The sequence below is a fragment of the Klebsiella africana genome (assembly GCF_020526085.1).
GTDB classification, from domain to species: domain Bacteria; phylum Pseudomonadota; class Gammaproteobacteria; order Enterobacterales; family Enterobacteriaceae; genus Klebsiella; species Klebsiella africana.
Genome location: NZ_CP084874.1, coordinates 1,503,165 through 1,528,709 on the forward strand (window position 1 = coordinate 1,503,165; position 25,545 = coordinate 1,528,709).

At 56.7% G+C, this 25,545-nt stretch carries 21 protein-coding genes; 17 read left to right on the top strand and 4 right to left on the bottom strand.

Annotated elements, in window-relative coordinates; genetic code table 11:
* Positions 1-79 precede the first annotated feature (79 nt).
* Positions 80-2,227: a phosphate acetyltransferase gene (gene pta / locus LGL98_RS07345; protein ID WP_002913196.1), complete on the bottom strand. Its 2,148-nt coding sequence runs from the start codon at positions 2,225-2,227 to the stop codon at positions 80-82.
* A 200-nt stretch (positions 2,228-2,427) separates the two neighbouring features.
* Positions 2,428-3,630, bottom strand: coding sequence for an acetate kinase (ackA, locus tag LGL98_RS07350; RefSeq protein ID WP_136034595.1), 1,203 nt, complete (start codon positions 3,628-3,630; stop codon positions 2,428-2,430).
* A 338-nt stretch (positions 3,631-3,968) separates the two neighbouring features.
* Here ackA and yfbV point away from each other — a divergent pair, with 338 nt between their 5' ends.
* From yfbV to LGL98_RS07370, 4 genes are all read left to right on the top strand, one after another.
* On the top strand, positions 3,969-4,424 hold the full coding sequence (gene yfbV, locus LGL98_RS07355; RefSeq protein ID WP_136034597.1) for a terminus macrodomain insulation protein YfbV: 456 nt from the start codon (positions 3,969-3,971) through the stop codon (positions 4,422-4,424).
* A gap of 87 nt (positions 4,425-4,511) precedes the next feature.
* Positions 4,512-5,006 carry a YfbU family protein gene (locus tag LGL98_RS07360; RefSeq protein WP_136034599.1) on the top strand — a complete coding sequence of 165 codons (495 nt, stop codon included), beginning with the start codon at positions 4,512-4,514 and terminating at the stop codon, positions 5,004-5,006.
* Positions 5,007-5,017: 11 nt separating this feature from the next.
* Entirely contained in the window at positions 5,018-5,677 is a 660-nt protein-coding gene (locus tag LGL98_RS07365; protein ID WP_136034601.1) for a sugar phosphatase, read from the top strand.
* Between the two features lie 76 nt (positions 5,678-5,753).
* Positions 5,754-7,586 (top strand): SLC13 family permease, encoded by a 1,833-nt coding sequence (locus tag LGL98_RS07370; protein WP_136034603.1) that lies wholly within the window; start codon positions 5,754-5,756, stop codon positions 7,584-7,586.
* Positions 7,587-7,629: 43 nt separating this feature from the next.
* On the opposite strand, the gene yfbR is transcribed toward LGL98_RS07370, so the two are convergent.
* Positions 7,630-8,229 (bottom strand): 5'-deoxynucleotidase, encoded by a 600-nt coding sequence (gene yfbR, locus LGL98_RS07375; RefSeq protein ID WP_025711575.1) that lies wholly within the window; start codon positions 8,227-8,229, stop codon positions 7,630-7,632.
* Positions 8,230-8,310: 81 nt separating this feature from the next.
* A complete protein-coding gene (gene alaA / locus LGL98_RS07380) occupies positions 8,311-9,528 on the bottom strand; it encodes an alanine transaminase AlaA (RefSeq protein WP_002913185.1) in 1,218 nt (405 codons plus the stop codon).
* Positions 9,529-10,400: 872 nt separating this feature from the next.
* Here alaA and LGL98_RS07385 point away from each other — a divergent pair.
* The 13 genes from LGL98_RS07385 to nuoM all read left to right on the top strand — a co-directional run bounded on the left by LGL98_RS07385 (position 10,401) and on the right by nuoM (position 25,539).
* Positions 10,401-11,327 carry a LysR family transcriptional regulator gene (locus LGL98_RS07385; RefSeq protein WP_136034605.1) on the top strand — a complete coding sequence of 309 codons (927 nt, stop codon included), beginning with the start codon at positions 10,401-10,403 and terminating at the stop codon, positions 11,325-11,327.
* A 652-nt stretch (positions 11,328-11,979) separates the two neighbouring features.
* Positions 11,980-12,426, top strand: a complete 447-nt coding sequence (nuoA, locus tag LGL98_RS07390) for an NADH-quinone oxidoreductase subunit NuoA (RefSeq protein WP_002913181.1) — start codon at positions 11,980-11,982, stop codon at positions 12,424-12,426.
* A gap of 15 nt (positions 12,427-12,441) precedes the next feature.
* On the top strand, positions 12,442-13,116 hold the full coding sequence (gene nuoB / locus LGL98_RS07395) for an NADH-quinone oxidoreductase subunit NuoB (RefSeq protein WP_002913178.1): 675 nt from the start codon (positions 12,442-12,444) through the stop codon (positions 13,114-13,116).
* Positions 13,117-13,202: 86 nt separating this feature from the next.
* A complete protein-coding gene (gene nuoC / locus LGL98_RS07400) occupies positions 13,203-15,011 on the top strand; it encodes an NADH-quinone oxidoreductase subunit C/D (protein ID WP_136034607.1) in 1,809 nt (602 codons plus the stop codon).
* Positions 15,012-15,013: 2 nt separating this feature from the next.
* Complete coding sequence (gene nuoE / locus LGL98_RS07405; protein WP_002913160.1) at positions 15,014-15,514, top strand: NADH-quinone oxidoreductase subunit NuoE; 501 nt, start codon at positions 15,014-15,016, stop codon at positions 15,512-15,514.
* Entirely contained in the window at positions 15,511-16,848 is a 1,338-nt protein-coding gene (gene nuoF, locus LGL98_RS07410; protein WP_002913158.1) for an NADH-quinone oxidoreductase subunit NuoF, read from the top strand. The genes nuoE and nuoF overlap by 4 nt, the downstream gene beginning before the upstream one ends.
* A gap of 31 nt (positions 16,849-16,879) precedes the next feature.
* The gene (nuoG, locus tag LGL98_RS07415) at positions 16,880-19,606 is read left to right on the top strand and encodes an NADH-quinone oxidoreductase subunit NuoG (RefSeq protein WP_136034609.1); all 2,727 of its coding nucleotides are present in this window, start codon (positions 16,880-16,882) and stop codon (positions 19,604-19,606) included.
* On the top strand, positions 19,603-20,580 hold the full coding sequence (gene nuoH / locus LGL98_RS07420; RefSeq protein ID WP_002913156.1) for an NADH-quinone oxidoreductase subunit NuoH: 978 nt from the start codon (positions 19,603-19,605) through the stop codon (positions 20,578-20,580). Before nuoG ends, nuoH begins: the two co-directional genes overlap by 4 nt.
* 14 nt (positions 20,581-20,594) lie before the next feature.
* Positions 20,595-21,137 (top strand): NADH-quinone oxidoreductase subunit NuoI, encoded by a 543-nt coding sequence (nuoI, locus tag LGL98_RS07425; protein ID WP_002913152.1) that lies wholly within the window; start codon positions 20,595-20,597, stop codon positions 21,135-21,137.
* Positions 21,138-21,148: 11 nt separating this feature from the next.
* Complete coding sequence (gene nuoJ, locus LGL98_RS07430; RefSeq protein ID WP_002913150.1) at positions 21,149-21,703, top strand: NADH-quinone oxidoreductase subunit J; 555 nt, start codon at positions 21,149-21,151, stop codon at positions 21,701-21,703.
* Complete coding sequence (nuoK, locus tag LGL98_RS07435) at positions 21,700-22,002, top strand: NADH-quinone oxidoreductase subunit NuoK (protein ID WP_002913148.1); 303 nt, start codon at positions 21,700-21,702, stop codon at positions 22,000-22,002. The genes nuoJ and nuoK overlap by 4 nt, the downstream gene beginning before the upstream one ends.
* Positions 21,999-23,840: an NADH-quinone oxidoreductase subunit L gene (gene nuoL / locus LGL98_RS07440; RefSeq protein ID WP_136034611.1), complete on the top strand. Its 1,842-nt coding sequence runs from the start codon at positions 21,999-22,001 to the stop codon at positions 23,838-23,840. Before nuoK ends, nuoL begins: the two co-directional genes overlap by 4 nt.
* A 169-nt stretch (positions 23,841-24,009) precedes the next feature.
* The gene (nuoM, locus tag LGL98_RS07445; protein ID WP_136034623.1) at positions 24,010-25,539 is read left to right on the top strand and encodes an NADH-quinone oxidoreductase subunit M; all 1,530 of its coding nucleotides are present in this window, start codon (positions 24,010-24,012) and stop codon (positions 25,537-25,539) included.
* Positions 25,540-25,545: the final 6 nt, after the last annotated feature.

The window sequence follows — 25,545 nt, forward strand, 5'->3', positions numbered from 1 at the left end:
CGTGGCAGCAATCGCTGCTCGCCTCCTGACGAAAAAAGGCAGCCATCTGGCTGCCTTTTGCTTTGATTTCAGCGGGAGATTACTTCTGCTGCTGAGCCGACTGGATCGCGGTCAGAGCGATGGTGTAGACGATATCGTCAACCAGCGCGCCACGAGACAGGTCGTTGACCGGCTTGCGCATACCCTGCAGCATCGGCCCGATGGAGATCAGGTCAGCAGAGCGCTGTACCGCTTTGTACGTGGTGTTACCCGTGTTCAGATCCGGGAAGATGAACACGGTCGCGCGGCCAGCCACCGGTGAGTTCGGCGCTTTGGACTTCGCTACGTCAGCCATTACCGCGGCGTCATACTGCAGCGGGCCGTCGATCATCAGGTCAGGACGTTTTTCCTGCGCCAGACGGGTCGCTTCGCGGACTTTCTCGACATCGCTACCCGCGCCGGAGGTACCGGTGGAGTAGGAGAGCATCGCCACGCGCGGTTCGATGCCGAAGGCAATCGCGGATTCAGCGGACTGAATAGCGATTTCCGCCAGCTGCTCGGCGGTCGGGTCCGGGTTGATCGCGCAGTCGCCGTAAACGTAAACCTGTTCCGGCAGCAGCATGAAGAATACGGAGGAGACCAGCGAGCTGCCCGGCGCGGTTTTGATCAGCTGCAGCGGCGGACGAATGGTGTTGGCAGTGGTGTGAACCGCGCCGGACACCAGGCCGTCGACTTCGTCCTGTTCCAGCATCAGTGTGCCGAGAACCACGTTGTCTTCCAGCTGCTCGCGAGCGACGGCTTCGGTCATGCCTTTGTTCTTACGAAGTTCAACCAGGCGACCCACATAGCTTTCACGCACTACTTCCGGATCGACGATTTCAATGCCGGCCCCGAGCTCAACGCCCTGGGCTGCCGCAACGCGGTTGATCTCATCCGGGTTGCCCAGCAGGACGCAGGTGGCGATCCCGCGTTCGGCGCAAATCGCCGCCGCTTTCACGGTACGTGGTTCGTCGCCTTCCGGCAGAACGACACGTTTGCCGGCTTTGCGCGCCAGCTCGGTCAGCTGGTAGCGGAACGCTGGCGGAGAGAGACGACGGCTGCGCTCGGAGGTCGCGGTCAGCGATTCGATCCAGTCGGCGTTGATGTAGTTGGCCACGTATTCCTGAACTTTCTCGATACGCTCGTGATCGTCAACCGGTACTTCGAGGTTGAAGCTCTGCAGGCTCAGGGAGGTCTGCCAGGTGTTGGTGTTGACCATGAATACCGGCAGGCCGGTCGCGAAAGCGCGTTCACACAGCTTGCTGATGCGCGCGTCCATTTCATAGCCGCCGGTCAGCAGAATGGCGCCGATTTCCACGCCGTTCATCGCCGCCAGGCAGGCCGCAACGAGTACGTCAGGACGGTCTGCGGAGGTAACCAGCAGAGAGCCCGGGCGGAAGTGTTCCAGCATGTGCGGGATGCTGCGTGCGCAGAAGGTCACGGATTTCACGCGGCGGGTGTTGATATCGCCTTCGTTGATGATGGTCGCATTCAGGTGGTGCGCCATGTCGATCGCTCGGGTGGCGATCAGATCGAAGCTCCACGGTACTGCGCCCAGCACCGGCAGCGTGCTGCCTTTCTGCAGCTGAGCCGGGTCAATCTTCACGATTTTTGCTTTCGACGAGTCGTCGAAAATTTCCGACAGATCAGGACGGGTACGGCCCTGATCGTCAACCGGTGCATTCAGTTTGTTGACGATAACGCCGGTGATGCTGGTATTTTTCGCGCCGCCAAAGCTGTTACGGGTCAGTTCGATACGCTCGTTCAGCTGTTCTGGCGTGTCGGTGCCCTGAGACATCACGAAGACGATTTCCGCGTTCAGCGTTTTGGCGATTTCAAAGTTCAGCGCCTGGGCGAACTGATGCTTACGGGTCGGCACCAGGCCTTCTACCAGCACCACTTCCGCATCCTGAGTATTCGCGTGGTAGTTGGCGATGATCTCTTCCATCAGCACATCTTTCTGATTGCTGGAGAGCAGAGACTCAACGTGGCTCATCTTCAGCGGTTCAGCAGCGGTGGTGGTGGAGGAGCTGGCGCGGACGATGGTGGTGGTTTGGTCTGGGGCATCGCCACCGGAACGCGGCTGGGCGATAGGTTTAAAGACGCTCAGGCGAACGCCTTTGCGTTCCATAGCGCGGATCACACCGAGGCTGACGCTGGTCAGGCCTACGCTGGTACCGGTAGGAATTAACATGATAGTACGGGACACGGTATATCCTCTTTCGTTACCGCCAGTATCAGGCGGGATACAAAACAGCACTGCCAGCTACCCGTCATATTTCAAGTTGCACGTGCGTTGGCTCTACTTGCTCACCCCGGTCGCGTACGCGCTGTACGCGACCGGGGTTTTGCTGAGTCGCCGCCTTCCTGCAGCTCGAATTATTGCGGGTCAGGGCTGGCGGTGTGGAATTAAGCGGTCAGACGGCTGGCGTCTTGCGCGATGACCAGTTCTTCGTTGGTCGGGATAACCACGGCAGGACGGGTGCCTTCTTTGTTGATGAAGCCAGACTTGCCGAAACGAGCAGCCAGGTTACGTTCATGGTCAACTTCGAAGCCCAGTACGCCCAGTTTGCCCAGCGACAGTTCACGCACCATCGCGGCGTTTTCACCGATACCACCGGTGAAGATAACGGCGTCGAGACGGCCGTCCATCAGCGCGGTATAGGAGCCGATGTATTTCGCCAGGCGGTGGCAGTATACGTCCATCGCGCGTTTAGCGTCGGCTTTTTCCTTGTAGTTGTCTTCTACGTAGCGGCAGTCGCTGGTGACTTCGGTCAGACCCAGCAGGCCGGACTCTTTGGTCAGCATTTTGTTGATGGCGTCAACGCTCATGCCCAGGGTGTCGTGCAGATGGAAGATGATGGCCGGATCGATGTCACCGGAGCGGGTACCCATCACCAGGCCTTCCAGTGGGGTCAGACCCATGGAGGTGTCAACGCATTTGCCGTTACGGATTGCAGATACAGAACCACCGTTGCCGAGGTGGCAGGTGATGATGTTTAGCTCTTCAACCGGCTTGTTCAGGATCTTAGCGGCTTCCTGAGTCACATAGAAGTGGCTGGTGCCGTGCGCGCCGTAACGACGAACGCCATGCTCTTTGTACAGGCTGTACGGCAGGGCGTAGAGATAGGATTCTTCCGGCATAGTCTGATGGAACGCCGTATCGAATACTGCCACATTTTTATCTTTCAGATGCGGGAAGGATTTCAGCGCTTCAGCGATGCCGATGAGGTGTGCCGGGTTGTGCAGCGGTGCGAAGGACGCGGCGTCTTTAATGCCCTGAATCACCGATTCGTCAATCACCACGGAGCTGGTGTATTTTTCGCCGCCGTGGACGATACGGTGGCCGATTGCGGTCAGCTGAGCAGACAGTTCTGGTTTTTGTGCCAGAATAGTGTTAACGATAAAGTTCAGCGCTTCACTGTGCGCGGCGCCCGCGCCTAACTCGGCTTCTTGTTTGCCGCCGTCCATTTTCCATTTGATACGGGCTTCCGGCAGGTGGAAGCATTCCGCTAAACCGGACAGGTATTCGTCGCCGTTCACGGCGTCAAGGATAGCAAATTTCAGAGAGGAGCTACCGCAGTTCAGAACCAGTACTAACTTACTCGACATGGAAGTACCTTTTTATGATACGTGGCTAAAAAAACGTCAGGGTGTCATTAGCGTAGCGCAGGATGACCTCGACATTTATGATTAACATCATGCCTTGTTCTGTTTTCGGGCACGATGGGAGAAGTACATTTGATTTTATGCCATTTTGCATAATTTTCAGCCAATGGCAGAATATGCGATAATTTGACTAGCCTGGCAAAAGAGTCTATCCGCCCTTTCAGGCGGGCACAGGATACCCGATTGCGGCATCCTTTGCCAAAATCTTTTGAACGATGTCATGCATAGTTGGTGTTTTGCACGAATTTTTTAAGTTTTATATGTAAAGTTGAGGTAAAGCCATGTCGACCCCTGAGAAACGCCCCGTTAGCTTCTTTAGCTTGTTCAATCGCGGGCAGCACTATGCCAGGACCTGGCCTCTCGACAAGCGCCTCGCGCCGGTGTTTATTGAAAACCGCATTATTCGAGCTACCCGCTATGCTATCCGCATCATGCCGCCGATCGCTATTTTTACCCTCTGCTGGCAGATAGCCCTTGGCGGACAGCTGGGTCCTGCCGTGGCCACCGCGCTGTTTGCGCTGAGTCTGCCGATGCAAGGATTATGGTGGTTAGGTAAGCGTTCGGTGACGCCGCTGCCGCCGTCCATTCTTAACTGGTTCTATGAAGTGCGCGGCAAACTGCAGGAGGCAGGGCAGGCGCTGGCGCCGGTTGAAGGCAAACCCGATTATCAGGCGCTGGCTGACACGCTTAAGCGCGCCTTCAAACAACTGGATAAAACTTTCCTTGATGATTTGTAATTCACTACGGAAAACGCATATAAAAGAAGGCGCATGATTTATGCGCCTTCTTTATTTCACGCCCTACCGTGCTACAGGAGTCACACCATGGAAATGACCAATGCGCAGCGTCTGATTTTATCCAATCAGTATAAAATGATGACGATGCTCGACCCGGACAACGCGGAACGCTACCGTCGTCTGCAAACCATTATTGAGCGTGGGTATGGGCTGCAGATGCGAGAACTGGACCGTGAGTTCGGCCAGTTGACGGAAGAAACCTGCCGTACCGTTATCGATATCATGGAGATGTATCACGCTCTACATGTCTCCTGGACTAACCTGAAGGATACGGCTGGTATCGACGAACGCCGGGTCACTTTCCTCGGCTTTGATGCCGCCACCGAAGCGCGTTTTCTCGGCTACGTGCGTTTTATGGTCAATGTCGAAGGCCGTTACAGCCATTTTGATGCCGGCACCCATGGCTTTAACTCGCAGACCCCGATGTGGGAGAAATACCAGCGAATGCTGAGCGTCTGGCACGCTTGCCCGCGCCAGTATCATCTGAGTAGTAATGAAATTAACCAAATTATTAATGCCTGAGGGAGGTGCCCGTGCAGTGTAAAGGTTTCCTGTTCGATTTAGACGGGACGCTGGTGGATTCCTTGCCGGTGGTGGAGCGTTCATGGTGCAAGTGGGGGGATCGTTTCGCCATTGACCATGATGAAATTCTCAATTTTATTCACGGCAAGCAGGCCATTACCTCCATTCGCCATTTTATGCCGGGGCGCAGCGAGGAGGATATTCAGGCCGAATTTCGCTATCTCGAACAGATAGAAGCCACTGATATTGAGGGTATCGTCGCGCTGCCTGGGGCATTAGCCCTGCTGAATACCCTTAATGAAGCCGGCATCCCATGGGCGATTGTCACCTCCGGGTCGATTCCGGTTGCCCATGCGCGTCACCGCGCGGCGGGCCTGCCGATGCCGGAGGTGTTCGTCACCGCAGAGCAGGTAAAACACGGCAAGCCGGCGCCGGATGCCTATCTGCTGGGCGCCGAGCGGCTGGGGTTGCCGGCTGAGCAGTGTGCGGTGGTGGAAGATGCGCCTGCGGGACTACTGTCCGGCCTGGCGGCGGGGTGTCGCACCATCGCGGTCAACGTGCCTGCTGATGCGCCTCGTCTGGATGAAGCCGATCTCGTGCTGAGTAGCCTGGAAGCCCTGGCTGTCGAACGCCAGGCGGACGGCTATGTGAATGTGCGTCTTAAAGCGTAAACAAATGATTTCGCCCCGCGTTGTCGGGGCTTTTTTATGCCACTATATCGACTCCCTCTTCTGACAAGGAAACGTTGTGAACGGTGAATTGATTTGGGTTTTAACCCTCCTGGCCATCGCGGTTGTGCTGTTTGCTACCGGCAAGGTGCGCATGGATGCTATTGCCCTGATGGTTATTGTCGCCTTCGTCCTCAGCGGCACGCTGACGCTGAATGAGGCTTTTTCCGGATTCAGCGATCCTAACGTGATCCTCATTGCCGCCTTGTTTATTATCGGTGACGGCCTGGTGCGCACCGGGGTGGCGACCAAGATGGGGGCCTGGCTGGTGAGCGTGGCTGGCAGCAGCGAAACCAAAATGCTGATCTACCTGATGCTCACCGTCGCCGGGCTGGGCGCATTTATGAGCTCAACCGGGGTGGTCGCCATTTTCATTCCGGTGGTGCTCAGCGTGTCGGCGCGGATGAATACCTCTCCCTCGCGGCTGATGATGCCGCTGAGCTTTGCCGGACTCATCAGCGGGATGATGACCCTGGTCGCAACGCCCCCCAACCTGGTGGTCAACAGTGAATTGCTGCGCGAAGGGCTGCACGGCTTCAGCTTTTTCAGCGTCACGCCGATTGGCCTGGTGGTGCTGATCCTGGGCATCGTCTATATGCTGGCGGTGCGCTTTATGCTGAAAACAGATAATGGTGAATCCGCACGTGATGGCCGCAAAAGAAGCACCTTTCGCGATCTGATCCGTGAATATCACCTCACCGGCCGCGCTCGCCGTCTGGCCATCCGCCCGGGTTCGCCGATGATTGGCCAGCGGCTGGATGATTTAAAACTACGTGAGCGCTACTGCGCCAACGTCATCGGCGTTGAACGCTGGCGGCGGTTCCGGCGGGTGATCGTCAACGTCAACGGGGTATCGGAATTCCGCGCCCGCGATGTCCTGCTGATCGATATGTCTGCCTCCGATGTTGATTTACGCCAGTTTTGCGGCGAACAAATGCTGGAGCCGATGGTGCTGCGCGGCGAGTATTTTGCCGACCAGGCGCTGGATGTGGGCATGGCGGAGGTGGCGCTGATCCCGGACTCAGAAATGATGGGGAAAACGGTGCGTGAGATAGCCTTCCGCACCCGGTTTGGCCTCAATATTGTCGGCATGAAACGCGATGGCAAGGCGATGGATGGATCCGTGGTCGATGAGCCGCTGCAGCTCGGCGATATCCTGCTGGTGGTCGGCAACTGGCGGCAAATTGCCCTGCTGGCGAAGCGCGGCCGGGATTTCGTGGTGCTCAATATGCCGGTTGAGGTCGATGACGCCTCGCCAGCGCACAGCCAGGCTCCACATGCAATTTTCTGCCTGGTGCTGATGGTGGCCCTGATGCTGACGGATGAAATTCCTAACCCGATAGCCGCGATTATCGCCTGCCTGCTGATGGGCAAATTCCGCTGCATCAATGCCGAAAGCGCTTACAAGGCGATCCACTGGCCGAGCATTATTTTGATTGTCGGGATGATGCCGTTTGCTCTGGCGCTGCAAAAAACCGGTGGGGTGGATCTGGTGGTCAAGGGACTGATGGACGTCGCCGGAGGCGAGGGGCCTTATCTGATGCTCGGCTGCCTGTTCGTGATGTGCGCGGCGATAGGCTTGTTCATCTCTAATACCGCGACGGCGGTGCTGATGGCGCCCATAGCTCTGGCCGCGGCGAAGTCGATGGGCGTATCGCCATACCCCTTCGCCATGGTGGTGGCGATGGCGGCTTCGGCGGCATTTATGACTCCAGTCTCCTCGCCGGTCAACACCCTGGTGCTTGGCCCGGGTAAGTACTCCTTCAGCGACTTTGTGAAGATTGGCGTGCCCTTCACCATACTGGTAATGGTGGTCTGTGTGCTGCTGATCCCGGTGCTCTTTCCGTTTTAGGATATTCAGGCCGGGCAGGGACAACCGCTGCCCGGCCTGAAAATTACAGCGGCGAATCCTGGCTTATTTCATCCAGCGACAGCTGGAAGCTCGGAACAAACACCTGCATAAAGTAATCCATCTCCGCGCTGCGCCGTGATTCCAGCGTCTTTTCCAGACGGCCTTTAGCCAGCAGAAATTCGTTGTTGCCCGCAGACAGTTCTTCGAGGCATTTCAGGTAAGCGCAGAGGGCGTCAGCTTGTTTAACGATCGACTGTTCTTCCTCACTGTAGTGGTGCTCGTCAATCAGCGGTTCGAAAATATCCCGCAGCTCGTCAGGAACCATATCCACCAGTTTTTGCTGCGCAATTTTCTCAATCGCCTTATATTCCTGGGCAATCTGCGAATTGAAGTATTTCACCGGCGTGGGCAGATCGCCGGTAAGCACTTCAGAGGCATCGTGGTACATCGCCAGCAGGGCAATACGTTCGGCGTTGACCTGGCCGCCAAATTTGCGGTTTTTAATCGCCGCCAGCGCGTGGGCGACCATCGCCACCTGTAGGCTGTGCTCGGAGACATTTTCGGTGCGAACGTTGCGCATCAGTGGCCAGCGGTTGATCAGTTTCAGGCGGGAGAGGTGGGCAAAGAAATGACTCTGACTCATAGGAACCCTTAATCAGTGACAACATCGGGTTCCATTGTGCGCAGGGATCGCCGCCGGATGCAAATACCGGCGGCGAAGCGATTAAAGCTGGTGGTAGCCAGAGAGGAAGCGGCCAAAGCGGGAGATCGCCATCTCCAGGTCGTCTTCGCGAGGCAGAGTCACAATACGTACGTGATCCGGCCACGGCCAGTTAAAGGCGGTACCCTGCACCAGCAGGACTTTCTCCTGCAACAGGAAATCGAGCACCATTTTCTGATCGTCGTGAATATTAAAGCGCTTCGCGTCGATTTTCGGGAACATATACAGCGCGCCTTTAGGCTTCACGCAGGAGACGCCCGGAATATCGTTGATCAGTTCCCAGGCGCGGTTGCGTTGTTCATACAGGCGGCCACCGGGGATAATGAATTCGCTGATGCTTTGATAGCCGCCGAGCGCCGTCTGGATAGCATGCTGAGCCGGCACGTTGGCGCACAGACGCATTGACGCCAGCATCTCCAGCCCTTCGATATAGCCCTTCGCGTGTTTTTTCGGGCCATTCAGCACCATCCAGCCCTGGCGGAAGCCGGCAACGCGGTAGGTTTTTGACAGCCCGTTGAAGGTTACCGTCAGCAGGTCCGGCGCCAGGGCGGCAATCGAATGATGCTGGGCTTCGTCGTAGAGGATCTTGTCGTAGATTTCATCGGCGAAAATGATCAGGTTATGCTGCCGGGCGATCTCCACGATCTCTTGCAGCAGTTCTTTTGAGTAGACCGCGCCGGTGGGGTTGTTGGGGTTAATGATCACGATCCCGCGGGTGCGGGGGGTGATTTTCGCACGAATATCGTCAAGATCCGGGAACCAGTCAGAGGATTCATCACACAGGTAGTGCACCGCTTTGCCGCTGGAAAGCGACACCGCCGCTGTCCACAGCGGATAATCGGGGGCGGGAACCAGCATCTCATCGCCGCTGTTTAACAGCGCCTGCATTGCCTGCACAATCAGCTCTGACACGCCATTGCCAATGTAAATATCTTCCACGGTGACATCGCGCATTCCCCGTGCCTGGTAATGCTGCATGATGGCTTTACGCGCCGAGTACAATCCTTTCGAATCGCAGTAACCCTGGGCGGTAGGCAGATTGCGGATGACGTCGACGAGGATCTCGTCAGGGGCCTCGAAGCCGAATGGCGCCGGGTTGCCGATGTTCAGTTTCAGAACCTTATTGCCTTCTTCTTCAAGACGTTTCGCTTCTTTCAGAACCGGGCCGCGGATGTCATAACAGACGTTCTCTAACTTGCTGGATTTTTCGATGGGGGACATGAATCTTGACCTTTTAGCTGTTATCGCCACTCCCTGCCGTGGAAGTCAGCACGGAACAATGTACTCCGCCTCCCCGCTGTTTTGAAGGCTTTGCAGGAGAAGATTTTGCTAATGCAGAATTTTAAGCGTAATTGATTTATCTGCTGTTGGCGGGTTTAATCTATAGCTTATGCCTGTTTATGGATATTTTTCGGTCGTATATGTAACCGTAATGTCATTTTCACCAACATTTATCTGGTTTGTATGTGTGGCGAGAGAGAATGCGAGGAAGCGCAGTGAGCTATAAAAGCGACCCTTAAGGTAATTAAGCACTGATTTGTGATTTTGATGTTAAATATTTTTAATAAAAAGCAGCGCTCGCCCACAATATTCTTATTTTTGACAGGTAATAATCTGAGGTTTGTTAATTTCTACAAGATGTTGAAAAAAATTTAAAATTACCTGAGTTAATCCTTATTAAGGCTTATAAAAAGGATGGATATCGGTTAGAATATCGCCGTTAATGTCAGTGTTAACCCACTGTTTTGCGGTGGAATTGATAATTAATATATTGTTATTACAGGATTTTATTGTTCTTTTTCTCTCTCGTAAAGCACGCTAAAAACAGGCTTTCTGGCCATGACCGCCCGCTTCATTGCGGCGATGTATGAAGCCCGGCAGATCGTGGCAATAAATAACGATGAGAAATACGAACAATATATTACTCCGAGGTTCTGTGCATTTGCGCAGACGAGTACTTTGACATGTAATAACGTTCGTCCAGTTGTTTATCCGCCATCGAAAGGGTGAGCACGAGGCTCAGGGATTAGCTGGAAACCTGGCGTGAAGCATCAACAAGGCAGGTCGGCGTTAGCTACCTGTAAGTGAACAATATGATTAATACCAATCGTCCGATACTTAACCTCGATCTCGATCTGCTGCGCACCTTCGTTGCGGTCGCCGATCTGAACACCTTTGCCGCTGCTGCTGCCGCGGTGTGTCGTACCCAGTCCGCGGTCAGCCAGCAAATGCAACGCCTTGAGCAGCTGGTGGGTAAAGAACTTTTCGCCCGCCACGGGCGCAACAAACTACTGACCGAACAGGGCATCCAGCTGCTGGGTTATGCCCGTAAAATCCTGCGTTTTAACGATGAGGCCTGCATGTCATTGATGTATGGCAGCCTGCAGGGAGGGATGACAATTGGTGCGTCGGAAGAAACGGCCGATACCATCCTGCCGTTTTTGTTAAACCGCATCGGCGGCTTCTACCCCCGAATGACGCTGGAGATTAAAGTGCATCCGCATGCCGCGATCATGGAGATGCTCGCTGAGGGGGAAGTGGATCTGGCATTGTCCACGCATCAGCCTGATGGCTTTAGCTCTTTTACTCTGCGAACGTCGCCCACCCTCTGGTACTGTGCGGCGGAATACGTACTGGCACAAGGGGAGTCGATTCCCCTTATCCTGCTGGAGGAGCCGGGGCCATTTCGTCAGGACATTATTACCGCGCTGGAAGCCGCCCATGTCTCATGGCATCTGGCCCATGCCGCCTCTTCGCTGTCCGGGGTGAAAGCCGCGGTTAAAGCTGGGCTGGGCGTCACGGCGCGGCCGGTTGAAATGATGAGCGCTGACCTGCGGGTGGCTGGCATAAGCGATGGTTTACCGGCGCTACCAGATACCCGGTATGTCGTTAGCTGTAATCCGCAGACGGTGAGCGAACTGCCGCAGGCGATTTTTCAGTCTCTCAGTCAGGAGAGCTACCCCTGGCGCACAGGGGCAGCGCTTACCCCGGAAGAGGGAGGAAATACCCTCATTTTATGAGGGAAATAATGCTAACAAAGATCACAAAAACTGGTAACAGAATGTAAGTGCGCAAAAAGAGCCTCAGAGGTGGATTTCCCACCAGCTGGCTCTTTTTTTGCCACTGTTATTGATGATTTGAATGTTTTTTTTATTTCTTTCAAGAAAAATCAGCAACCTGGCGTGATATAGCGCTCACCTTGTCGACTTTTTTCGGCACTTTCAACACTTCCTGCTAATGTTAAAAAACCGGACAGATTGTTGCCGTTTTCCAGATGTAATTAACAAAAGCGTGTCACAGATCAAGAAAATACCCCTCTTTGGGGGGAGGAATCGAGGCTAAATCCTGTCAAAATGGATGGGTACTTTTGATTTACGACGGAAACGGACACGATTCAACAACACTAAAACCGAACAGTATGCAAGGTTATTCCGCAGAAAAGGGCATTTAATGTTAATGAAAAGATTCCAATGTAAATTAATGTTGTGAAAACTTTTGTTAAAGTTGACAAAAGGTTAAAGAAAGGGGTAAAAAGCCACGGCATCTGGGCTTCTCACATCGACCAGGGACGCTTTTTTGCACGGTTATTTTTTATTCCTCCCGTGAAACGCTGTGGCGTTCATCTGCCAGTAAGAGCAGAGGGTTTTGGCGCTACACTTTTTTGGTTAAGCAATGCGTATGTCAACATCCACTGAAGTCATCGCTCATCATTGGGCATTCGCTATATTTCTCATCATCGCTATCGGCCTGTGCTGCCTCATGCTCGTCGGCGGCTGGTACCTTGGCGGTCGCGCGCGCGCGCGTAGTAAAAACACGCCGTTTGAATCGGGGATCGACTCCGTCGGTTCGGCCCGCTTACGTCTTTCTGCGAAGTTTTATCTGGTTGCCATGTTCTTCGTTATCTTCGACGTGGAAGCCCTGTATCTCTACGCATGGTCGACCTCTATCCGCGAAAGCGGCTGGGTCGGCTTTGTGGAAGCCGCAATTTTCATTTTAGTGCTACTGGCTGGTCTGGTTTATCTCGTTCGCATCGGCGCACTGGACTGGACGCCTGCGCGTTCCCGTCGCACGCTGGTTAACCCGGAAACAGACAGTCCCACTAACCGTCATATGCAGTAAAAGCGAGGCAATAAGATGGATTATACGCTCACCCGCATAGATCCTAACGGTGAGAACGACCGTTACCCCCTGCAGAAACAGGAGATCGTTACCGATCCGCTGGAGCAGGAAGTCAACAAAAGCGTGTATATGGGGAAACTCGAACACGCGCTGCATGACATGGTGAACTGGGGCCGTAAGAACTCAATTTGGCCGTACAACTTCGGCCTTTCTTGCTGTTATGTGGAAATGGTGACGTCATTCACTGCGGTGCATGACGTTGCGCGTTTTGGGGCAGAAGTTCTGCGCGCCTCTCCGCGTCAGGCGGACCTGATGGTGGTCGCGGGAACTTGCTTTACCAAAATGGCGCCGGTTATTCAGCGTCTCTACGATCAGATGCTGGAGCCGAAGTGGGTGATCTCCATGGGCGCCTGCGCTAACTCCGGCGGCATGTACGACATTTATTCTGTCGTTCAGGGCGTGGATAAATTCATTCCGGTCGATGTGTACATCCCGGGCTGCCCGCCGCGTCCGGAGGCCTATATGCAGGCGCTGATGCTGCTGCAGGAGTCCATTGGTAAAGAACGTCGTCCGCTCTCATGGGTGGTTGGCGATCAGGGCGTTTATCGCGCCAATATGCAGTCGGAACGCGAGCGTAAACGCGGCGAACGTATTGCAGTGACCAATCTGCGGACGCCGGACGAGATTTAATTTGCGCCTGCGGGCGGGAGAACCACTTCGCAAATCAATCTACAACAGCGCGAAGTCTCGCCGGCAGTCACCACGGACCTTTTGCAATGGTGAACAATATGACCGATTTAACCGCGCATGACGCCGCACCAGCCTGGCAAACCCGCGATCACCTTGATGACCCGGTGATTGGCGAACTGCGCAACCGCTTTGGGCCGGATGCCTTTACCGTTCAGCCAACCCGTACCGGCGTACCGGTAGTATGGGTGAAGCGTGAACAGCTGCTGGAGGTGGGTGATTTCCTGAAGAAATTGCCGAAGCCTTACGTGATGCTGTTTGACCTGCACGGCATGGACGAACGTCTGCGCACGCACCGCGAGGGCCTGCCCGCCGCGGATTTTTCCGTTTTCTATCACCTGATCTCCATCGACCGCAATCGCGACATCATGCTCAAGGTGGCGCTGTCGGAAAACGATCTGCACCTGCCGACTTTCACCAAACTGTTCCCCAACGCCAACTGGTATGAGCGTGAAACCTGGGAAATGTTTGGCATTACCTTCGATGGTCACCCGAATCTGCGTCGCATCATGATGCCGCCGACCTGGGAAGGCCACCCGCTGCGTAAAGACTACCCGGCGCGCGCCACCGAGTTCGACCCGTTTGAGCTGACCAAAGCCAAACAGGATCTGGAGATGGAAGCGCTGACCTTTAAACCGGAAGAGTGGGGCATGAAGCGCGGCACCGACAACGAGGACTTCATGTTCCTCAACCTCGGTCCGAACCACCCATCGGCGCATGGTGCGTTCCGCATTATTCTGCAGCTGGACGGCGAAGAGATCGTCGACTGCGTACCGGATATCGGTTATCACCACCGCGGCGCCGAGAAGATGGGCGAGCGCCAGTCCTGGCACAGCTACATCCCGTATACCGACCGTATTGAATACCTCGGCGGCTGCGTCAACGAGATGCCGTACGTGCTGGCAGTGGAAAAACTGGCCGGGATCACCGTACCGGATCGCGTGAACGTGATCCGCGTGATGCTCTCCGAACTGTTCCGCATCAACAGCCACCTGCTGTATATCTCGACCTTTATTCAGGACGTCGGCGCGATGACGCCGGTCTTCTTCGCCTTTACCGATCGGCAGAAAATCTACGATCTGGTGGAAGCGATCACCGGTTTCCGTATGCACCCGGCGTGGTTCCGCATCGGCGGCGTCGCGCACGATCTGCCGCGCGGCTGGGATCGCCTGCTGCGTGAGTTCCTCGAGTGGATGCCGAAGCGTCTGGACTCCTATGAAAAAGCCGCCCTGCGCAACACCATTCTGAAAGGACGTTCCGTCGGCGTGGCCGCCTACACCGCGAAAGAAGCGCTGGAGTGGGGCACCACCGGCGCAGGCCTGCGCGCCACCGGTATCGGCTTCGACGTGCGTAAATGGCGTCCTTACTCTGGCTATGAAAACTTCGACTTTGAAGTCCCGACCGGCGGTGGCGTTTCTGACTGCTACACCCGCGTGATGCTGAAAGTCGAAGAGCTGCGCCAGAGCCTGCGCATTCTTCAGCAGTGCCTCGATAACATGCCGGAAGGCCCGTTCAAAGCGGATCATCCGCTGACTACGCCGCCGCCGAAAGAGCGCACGCTACAGCATATCGAAACCCTGATCACCCACTTCCTGCAGGTATCGTGGGGCCCGGTGATGCCGGCCAACGAATCCTTCCAGATGATTGAGGCGACCAAAGGGATTAACAGTTACTACCTGACCAGCGACGGCAGCACCATGAGCTACCGTACCCGCGTCCGTACGCCGAGCTTTGCGCACCTGCAGCAGATCCCGTCGGCAATCCGCGGCAGCCTGGTATCCGACCTGATCGTGTATCTGGGTAGTATCGATTTTGTTATGTCAGACGTGGACCGCTAATTATGCACGAGAATCAACAACCACAAACCGAGGCTTTTGAGCTGAGTGCGGCAGAGCGTGAGGCTATTGAGCACGAGAAGCACCACTACGAAGACCCGCGTGCGGCGTCCATCGAAGCGCTGAAAATCGTTCAGAAACAGCGTGGCTGGGTGCCGGATGGCGCGATCTATGCGATCGCCGATGTGCTGGGGATCCCGGCGAGCGATGTCGAAGGCGTGGCAACATTTTACAGCCAGATTTTCCGTCAGCCGGTTGGCCGTCACGTGATCCGCTACTGCGACAGCGTGGTGTGCCACATCACCGGTTATCAGGGTATTCAGGCTGCGATTGAGAAGAAGCTGAATATCAAGCCAGGGCAGACCACCTTTGACGGCCGCTTCACGCTGCTGCCGACCTGCTGCCTGGGCAACTGCGACAAGGGACCGACCATGATGATTGATGAGGACACTCACAGTCATCTGACGCCGGAGGCAATTCCTGACCTGCTGGAGCAGTACAAATGAAAACCGTAATTCGTACTGCGGAAACGCATCCGCTCACTTGGCGCCTGCGCGACGACAAGCAGCCGGTATGGCTGGACGAGTATCGCAGCAAAAATGGCTATGAAGGGGCGCGTAAAGCCCTGACCGGTATGGCCCCGGATGAGATTGTCACGGCGGTCAAAGACGCTGGCCTGAAAGGGCGCGGCGGCGCGGGCTTCTCCACCGGTCTGAAGTGGAGCCTGATGCCGAAAGACGAATCCATGAACATCCGTTACCTGCTGTGTAACGCCGATGAGATGGAGCCGGGCACCTATAAAGACCGTCTGCTGATGGAGCAGCTGCCGCACCTGCTGGTAGAAGGCATGCTGATCTCCGCGTTTGCGCTGAAAGCGTACCGCGGCTACATCTTCCTGCGCGGGGAATATATTGAAGCGGCCCAGCATCTGCGTCGCGCGATTGCCGAAGCCACCGAAGCGGGTCTGTTGGGGAAAAACATCCTCGGCACCGGGTTTGACTTCGAACTGTTTGTTCACACCGGGGCAGGGCGCTATATCTGCGGCGAAGAGACGGCGCTGATCAACTCCCTGGAAGGCCGCCGCGCCAACCCGCGTTCCAAGCCGCCGTTCCCGGCGAGCTCCGGCGTATGGGGCAAGCCGACCTGCGTCAACAACGTGGAAACCCTGTGCAACGTGCCGGCGATCCTCGCCAACGGCGTCGAGTGGTACCAGAACATTTCCACCAGCAAAGATGCGGGCACCAAACTGATGGGCTTTTCCGGCCGGGTGAAGAATCCGGGCGTCTGGGAGCTGCCGTTCGGCACCACTGCCCGTGAGATCCTCGAAGATTACGCTGGCGGCATGCGCGATGGCCTGAAGTTTAAAGCCTGGCAACCGGGCGGGGCAGGAACCGACTTCCTCACCGAAGCGCATCTTGATCTGCCGATGGAATTCGAAAGCATTGGGAAAGCGGGCAGCCGTCTGGGTACCTCGCTGGCGATGGCCGTTGACCACGAGATCAACATGGTCTCGCTGGTGCGCAACCTTGAAGAGTTCTTTGCCCGCGAGTCCTGCGGCTGGTGTACGCCGTGCCGTGATGGTCTGCCGTGGAGCGTGAAGATCCTGCGCGCCCTGGAGCGCGGCGAAGGCCAGCCTGGCGATATCGAAACGCTTGAGCAACTGTGTCGATTCCTGGGCCCTGGTAAAACCTTCTGCGCACACGCGCCGGGTGCGGTCGAGCCGCTACAGAGCGCGATTAAATATTTCCGCGAAGAATTCGAGGCTGGCATTAAGCAGCAGTTCAGCAATACCCATGCAATCAACGGGATTCAGCCGAACCTGCTTAAGACGCGCTGGTAATCAAAGGTTTTTTATTTTTGGAAGCACGCAAATGGCTACGATTCATGTAGACGGCAAAGAATACGAGGTCAACGGGGCGGACAACCTGCTAGAGGCTTGTCTCTCTCTCGGTCTTGATATTCCCTACTTTTGCTGGCACCCGGCGCTAGGGAGCGTCGGTGCTTGCCGCCAGTGTGCGGTGAAGCAATATCAGAACGCGGAAGACACGCGTGGTCGCCTGGTAATGTCCTGTATGACTCCGGCATCCGACGGCACCTTTATTTCTATCGACGACAGCGAAGCGAAGCAGTTCCGTGAAAGCGTAGTGGAGTGGTTGATGACTAACCACCCGCACGATTGCCCGGTCTGCGAAGAGGGTGGCAACTGCCACCTGCAGGATATGACGGTGATGACCGGCCATAGCTTCCGCCGCTATCGTTTCACCAAGCGTACCCACCGCAATCAGGATCTGGGGCCGTTTATTTCGCACGAAATGAACCGCTGCATCGCCTGCTACCGCTGTGTGCGCTACTACAAAGATTATGCCGACGGCACCGATCTGGGCGTCTATGGCGCCCACGACAACGTCTACTTCGGCCGCCCGGAAGATGGCACGCTGGAAAGCGAGTTCTCCGGCAACCTGGTGGAAGTCTGCCCGACCGGCGTCTTCACCGACAAAACGCACTCCGAGCGCTATAACCGTAAATGGGACATGCAGTTTGCGCCGAGCATCTGCCAGCAGTGTTCCATCGGCTGCAACATCAGCCCGGGCGAACGCTATGGCGAGCTGCGTCGTATCGAAAACCGCTATAACGGGACCGTTAACCGCTACTTCCTCTGCGACCGCGGTCGTTTCGGTTATGGCTATGTCAACCTGAAAGACCGTCCGCGTCAGCCGGTGCAGCGCCGCGGCGACGATCTGATCACCCTTAACGCCGAGCAGGCGATGCAGGGCGCGGCAGATATTCTGCGCCAGTCGAAGAAAGTGATCGGTATCGGCTCACCGCGCGCCAGCATCGAAAGCAACTTCGCGCTGCGCGAGCTGGTGGGCGCCGACAACTTCTATACCGGCATCGCTAAGGGTGAACAAGCGCGCCTGCAGATGATGCTGAAAGTGCTGCGCGAGGGTGGGATCCACACCCCAAGCCTGCGCGATATCGAATCCTACGATGCGGTGCTGGTGCTGGGCGAAGACATTACCCAGACCGGCGCGCGCGTTGCCCTGGCGGTACGTCAGGCAGTGAAAGGGAAAGCACGCGAAATGGCGGCAGCGCAGAAAGTGGCCGACTGGCAGATTGCGGCGATCCTCAACATCGGCCAGCGCGCCAAGCACCCGCTATTCGTCACCAACATCGATGACACCCGCCTCGATGACATCGCGGCGTGGACCTACCGCGCGCCGGTAGAAGATCAGGCGCGTCTGGGCTTCGCCATCGCCCATGCGCTGGACGACAGCGCACCGGCGGTTGATGGCCTGAGCCAGGACCTGCAGGGTAAAGTCGATGTCATCGTTCAGGCGCTGGCCGGGGCGAAAAAACCGCTGATTATCTCCGGAACCAACGCCGGCAGCATGGAGATCATCCAGGCCGCCGCTAACGTCGCAAAAGCTCTGAAAGGCCGCGGCGCCGACGTCGGGGTGACCATGGTCGCCCGGGCGGTTAACAGCGTCGGTCTGGGTATGATCGGCGGCGGCTCGCTTGAAGAGGCGCTGGACCAACTGGAAAGCGGCGCCGCAGACGCGGTTATCGTGCTGGAAAACGATCTGCATCGTCATGCTTCCGCCGCGCGCGTTGACGCTGCGCTGGCGAAAGCCCCGCTGGTGATGGTGGTTGACCATCAGCGCACCGCGATTATGGACAACGCGCACCTGGTGCTCTCCGCCGCAAGCTTTGCGGAAAGCGACGGGACCGTGGTGAACAACGAAGGTCGCGCCCAGCGTTTCTTCCAGGTTTACGATCCGGCTTACTACGACGCGAAAACCGTGATGCTGGAGAGCTGGCGCTGGCTGCATTCGCTGCACAGCACCGTTAACAACCGTCAGGTTGACTGGACGCAGCTGGACCACGTCATCGATGCCGCGATTGCCGCGCTGCCGCAGCTGGCGGGCATTAAAGATGCCGCGCCGGATGCGACCTTCCGTATTCGCGGGCAGAAGCTGGCGCGTGAACCACACCGCTACAGCGGCCGTACGGCGATGCGCGCCAACATCAGCGTGCATGAGCCGCGTCAGCCGCAGGATAAAGACACGATGTTCGCCTTCTCCATGGAAGGGAACAACCAGCCGTCCGCCCCGCGTTCGCAGATCCCGTTCGCCTGGGCGCCGGGCTGGAACTCCCCGCAGGCATGGAATAAGTTCCAGGATGAAGTGGGTGGGAAACTGCGCCACGGCGATCCGGGCGTCCGTCTGTTTGAAGCGTCCGCCAGCGGGCTGGAGTACTTCACCGCGGTGCCAGCCAGCTTCCAGGCCGAAGAAGGGAAATGGCGTATTGCGCCGTATTACCATCTGTTCGGCAGCGATGAGCTGTCTCAGCGCGCGCCGGTGTTCCAGAGCCGGATGCCTGAGCCGTACATTAAGCTGAACCCGGCGGATGCCGCTAAGCTTGGCGTCAACGCGGGGGCGATGCTCTCCTTTAGCGTGGAAGGCCAGACCCTGCGTCTGCCGCTGGTTATCTCTGAAGGCCTGACCGCAGGACAGGTTGGCTTACCGATGGGCATGCCTGGCATTGCGCCGGTACTGACCGGATCGCGTATTGATTCACTGCAGGAGGCGCAAGCATGAGCTGGTTAACGCCGGATCTTATCGACATTCTGTTAAGCATCCTGAAGGCCGTGGTCATTCTGCTGGTGGTCGTCACCTGCGGCGCGTTCATGAGCTTCGGCGAGCGTCGTCTGCTCGGCCTGTTCCAGAACCGCTACGGACCTAACCGCGTGGGCTGGGGCGGTTCGCTGCAGCTGGTCGCCGACATGATCAAAATGTTCTTTAAAGAGGACTGGATCCCACGCTTCTCCGATCGCGTGATCTTTACTCTGGCGCCGGTTATCGCCTTTACCTCGCTGCTGCTGGCCTTCGCTATCGTGCCGGTCAGCCCGACGTGGGTGGTCGCTGACCTGAACATCGGCATCCTGTTCTTCCTGATGATGGCAGGCCTGGCGGTCTACGCGGTGCTGTTCGCTGGCTGGTCGAGCAACAACAAATACTCGCTGCTGGGGGCGATGCGTGCTTCTGCGCAGACTCTGAGCTACGAAGTGTTTCTCGGTCTCTCCCTGATGGGCGTGGTGGCGCAGGCGGGGTCATTCAATATGACCGATATCGTCAATAACCAGGCGCATCTGTGGAACGTTATCCCGCAGTTCTTCGGCTTCGTCACTTTCGCCATCGCCGGCGTGGCGGTGTGTCACCGTCATCCGTTCGACCAGCCGGAGGCGGAGCAGGAACTGGCCGATGGTTACCACATTGAATATTCCGGCATGAAATTCGGTCTGTTCTTCGTCGGTGAATACATCGGTATCGTCACCGTTTCAGCGCTGATCGTCACGCTGTTCTTCGGCGGCTGGAATGGCCCGTGGTTACCGCCTTTCATCTGGTTCGCGCTGAAAACCGCGTTCTTCATGATGATGTTCATTTTGATCCGCGCATCATTACCGCGTCCGCGCTATGACCAGGTAATGTCCTTTGGCTGGAAGGTATGCCTGCCGTTAACGCTGGTCAACTTGTTGGTAACGGCGGCTGTCATTCTCTGGCAGGCGCAATAAGGGGTGAATTGAACATGACCTTAAAAGAATTATTGGTGGGGTTCGGCACCCAGGTCCGTAGTATCTGGATGATTGGCCTGCATGCCTTCGCCAAACGTGAAACCCGGATGTATCCGGAAGAGCCGGTCTATCTGCCGCCGCGCTATCGCGGCCGCATCGTGCTGACCCGCGATCCGGACGGTGCAGAGCGCTGCGTCGCCTGTAACCTGTGTGCGGTAGCCTGCCCGGTGGGCTGTATCTCGCTGCAGAAAGCAGAGACGGTAGACGGCCGCTGGTATCCGGAGTTCTTCCGCATCAACTTCTCACGCTGCATCTTCTGCGGTTTGTGTGAAGAAGCGTGCCCGACCACGGCGATCCAGTTGACCCCGGACTTCGAGCTGGGTGAATACAAGCGTCAGGATCTGGTGTACGAAAAAGAGGATCTGCTGATTTCCGGTCCGGGCAAATACCCGGAATATAACTTCTACCGGATGGCGGGTATGGCAATCGACGGCAAAGATAAGGGCGAAGCGGAAAACGAAGCTAAGCCGATCGACGTCAAGAGCCTGTTACCGTAAGGAGAGGGGCAATGGAATTCGCTTTTTATATCTGTGGCCTGATCGCCATCCTCGCAACCTTGCGGGTCGTCACCCACACCAATCCGGTGCATGCGCTGCTGTACCTGATTATTTCGCTGCTGGCGATTGCCGGGGTGTTCTTCTCGCTGGGCGCGTACTTTGCCGGGGCGCTGGAAATTATCGTCTACGCCGGGGCCATTATGGTGCTGTTCGTCTTCGTGGTGATGATGCTCAACCTGGGCGGGACCGAGATCGAACAGGAACGCAAATGGCTGCAACCGGGGATCTGGATTGGCCCGGCCATCCTTTCGGCGGTGCTGCTGGTGGTTATCGTTTACGCCATCCTGGGCATTAACGACCAGGGGATCGACGGTGCGGCGATCAACGCCAAAGAAGTGGGTATTGCGCTGTTTGGGCCTTACGTCCTGGCGGTGGAACTGGCCTCCATGCTGCTGCTGGCGGGCCTGGTGGTTGCCTTCCACATCGGTCGCGAAGAGCGCGCCGGCGAGGTGCTGAGCAACCGTCTGAACGACAGCGACAAACGAAAAACGGAGGAACACGCATGATCCCCTTAACACATGGACTGATCCTCGCCGCCATTCTATTTGTGCTTGGTCTGACGGGGCTGGTGATCCGCCGCAATCTGCTGTTTATGTTGATTAGCCTGGAAATCATGATTAACGCCGCCGCGCTGGCCTTTGTGGTGGCGGGTAGCTACTGGGGCCAGGCAGATGGTCAGATAATGTATATCCTCGCCATCAGCCTCGCGGCTGCGGAAGCGAGTATCGGCCTGGCGCTGCTGCTGCAGCTCCATCGTCGCCGCCAGAACCTGAACATCGATTCAGTAAGTGAGTTGCGTGGATGAACATGCTTGCCTTAACCATTCTTTTGCCATTGATTGGCTTTGTGCTGCTGGCCTTCTCCCGTGGACGCTGGTCGGAAAACCTTTCCGCCACTGTTGGCATGGGGTCGGTAGGCCTGGCAGCGCTGGTCACCGCCTATGTTGGCGTCGACTTTTTCGCTAACGGCAAACAGGCGGTCAGCGTGCCGCTGTGGACCTGGATGTCGGTCGGTGATTTCAACATCGGCTTCAACCTGGTGCTGGACGGCCTGTCGCTGACCATGCTCTCCGTGGTGACCGGCGTCGGCTTCCTGATCCACATGTTCGCTTCCTGGTACATGCGCGGTGAAGAGGGATATTCTCGCTTCTTCGCCTATACCAACCTGTTTATCGCCAGCATGGTGGTTCTGGTGCTGGCCGATAACCTGCTGTTGATGTACCTGGGTTGGGAAGGCGTGGGCCTCTGTTCTTACCTGCTGATCGGTTTCTACTACACCGATCCGAAGAACGGCGCCGCAGCGATGAAAGCGTTTGTGGTGACCCGCGTCGGCGACGTGTTCCTCGCCTTCGCGCTGTTCATTCTTTATAACGAACTGGGTACTCTCAACTTCCGCGAAATGGTGGAGCTGGCACCGCAGCACTTTGCTAACGGCAGCACCACGCTGCAGTGGGCGACGCTGATGCTGCTTGGCGGCGCGGTCGGTAAATCTGCTCAGCTGCCGCTGCAAACGTGGCTTGCCGATGCAATGGCGGGTCCGACGCCGGTCTCTGCACTGATCCACGCCGCGACCATGGTCACCGCGGGCGTCTACCTGATCGCCCGTACCCACGGCCTGTTCCTGATGACGCCGGAAGTGCTGCATCTGGTCGGTATCGTCGGGGCGGTCACCCTGGTGTTGGCGGGCTTCGCCGCGCTGGTGCAGACCGATATCAAACGCGTTCTCGCCTACTCTACCATGAGCCAGATTGGCTACATGTTCCTCGCGCTGGGCGTGCAGGCATGGGACGCGGCGATTTTCCATCTGATGACGCACGCGTTCTTTAAAGCGCTGCTGTTCCTGTCGTCTGGTTCGGTCATTCTGGCCTGCCATCACGAACAGAACATCTTCAAGATGGGCGGCCTGCGCAAATCCATTCCGCTGGTATACGTCTGCTTCCTGGTGGGGGGCGCGGCGCTGTCCGCACTGCCGCTTATCACCGCAGGCTTCTTCAGTAAGGATGAGATTCTGGCAGGCGCGATGGCCAACGGCCATATCAATCTGATGGTGGCAGGCCTGGTCGGCGCCTTTATGACCTCGCTGTACACCTTCCGGATGATTTTCATCGTATTCCACGGTAAAGAGCAAATTCACGCGCACGCAGGGAAGGGGATTACCCATCATCTGCCGCTGATTGTGCTGCTGGTGCTGTCTACCTTCGTTGGCGCGCTGATTGTGCCGCCGCTGGAAGGCGTACTGCCGCAGACCACTGAGCTCGCCCATGGCAGCGTGATGACGCTGGAGATTGCCTCCGGGATCATCGCCATTGCCGGGATTCTGGTCGCCGCATGGCTGTGGCTGGGCAAACGCACGCTGGTGACCTCCATCGCCAACAGCGCGCCTGGCCGCTTCTTCGGTACCTGGTGGTTCCATGCCTGGGGCTTCGACTGGCTATACGACAAAGTATTCGTGAAACCATTCCTCGGTATTGCCTGGCTGCTGAAGAGCGATCCGCTGAACGCGTTGATGAATATTCCGGCGATCCTTTCCCGCTTCGCAGGCAAAGGCCTGCTGGTGAGCGAGAACGGTTATCTGCGCTGGTATGTGGCTTCTATGAGCATCGGCGCGGTGGTGGTGCTGGCACTGCTGATGGTATTGCGTTGATTTGATTGCGCGGTTTTGCCCGGTGGCGCTTCGCTTACCGGGCCTACGAGACCGTAGGTCGGGTAAGCGAAGCGCCACCCGACACAACCAACCGCACTCAAACGTGAATGTAGTCGAATTCGTTGAAAATCGGTCCTGAACGGGACTTTAACAAGGAATAAAAATCGCCATGTTATTACCCTGGCTAATATTAATTCCCTTTATCGGCGGCTTCCTGTGCTGGCAGACCGAACGCTTTGGCGTGAAAGTGCCGCGCTGGATCGCGCTGATTACCATGGGACTGACGTTGGTGCTTGGCCTGCAGCTGTGGATGCAGGGCGGCTATTCTCTGACGCAATCCGCGGGTATTCCGCAATGGCAGTCGGAATTCGTGCTGCCGTGGATCCCACGCTTTGGCATTAGCATCCATCTGGCGATCGACGGTTTGTCGCTGCTGATGGTGGTGCTGACCGGCCTGCTTGGCGTGCTGGCGGTGCTCTGTTCGTGGCGTGAAATCGAAAAATACCAGGGCTTCTTCCATCTAAACCTGATGTGGATCCTGGGCGGCGTCATCGGCGTGTTCCTCGCCATCGACATGTTCCTGTTCTTCTTCTTCTGGGAAATGATGTTGGTGCCGATGTACTTCCTGATCGCGCTGTGGGGCCATAAAGCTTCTGACGGTAAAACGCGTATCACGGCGGCCACCAAGTTCTTCATCTATACCCAGGCGAGCGGCCTGGTGATGCTGATCGCCATTCTGGCGCTGGCCTTCGTTCACTTCAACGCCACCGGTGTGTGGACCTTCAACTATGAAGAGCTGCTGAAAACTCCGATGTCTCACGGCGTGGAATACCTGCTGATGCTCGGATTCTTCATCGCCTTCGCGGTGAAAATGCCGGTGGTACCGCTGCACGGCTGGCTGCCTGACGCCCACTCCCAGGCGCCGACTGCCGGTTCCGTCGACCTCGCGGGTATTTTGCTGAAAACCGCGGCCTACGGTCTGCTGCGCTTTGCGCTGCCGCTGTTCCCGAACGCCTCCGCCGAGTTTGCACCTATTGCCATGTGGCTAGGCGTGATCGGTATCTTCTACGGCGCGTGGATGGCCTTCGCCCAGACCGATATCAAACGCTTGATCGCTTACACCTCTGTGTCCCACATGGGCTTCGTGCTAATTGCTATCTACACCGGCAGCCAGCTGGCCTATCAGGGAGCGGTGATCCAGATGATTGCCCACGGTCTGTCCGCGGCGGGTCTGTTTATTCTCTGCGGCCAGCTGTACGAACGTCTGCACACCCGCGATATGCGCCAGATGGGCGGTTTGTGGAGCAAAATTAAATGGCTGCCGGCGATGTCGATGTTCTTCGCTGTCGCCACCCTGGGGATGCCGGGTACCGGTAACTTTGTCGGCGAATTTATGATCCTGTTCGGCAGCTATAAAGTGGTGCCGGTGATCACCGTTATCTCGACCTTTGGTCTGGTTTTCGCTTCCGTTTACTCGCTGTCGATGCTGCATCGCGCCTACTTCGGTAAAGCGAAAAGCGAAGTGGCGGCGAAAGAGTTGCCGGGGATGTCCCTGCGTGAACTGTCTATCATCCTGCTGCTGGTGGTGCTGCTGGTGCTGTTGGGCTTCTTCCCGCAGCCGATCCTCGACACCTCGCATGCTGCGATGAGCAACATTCAGCAGTGGTTTGTTAATTCTGTTTCTACTACAAGGCCGTAATTCGCC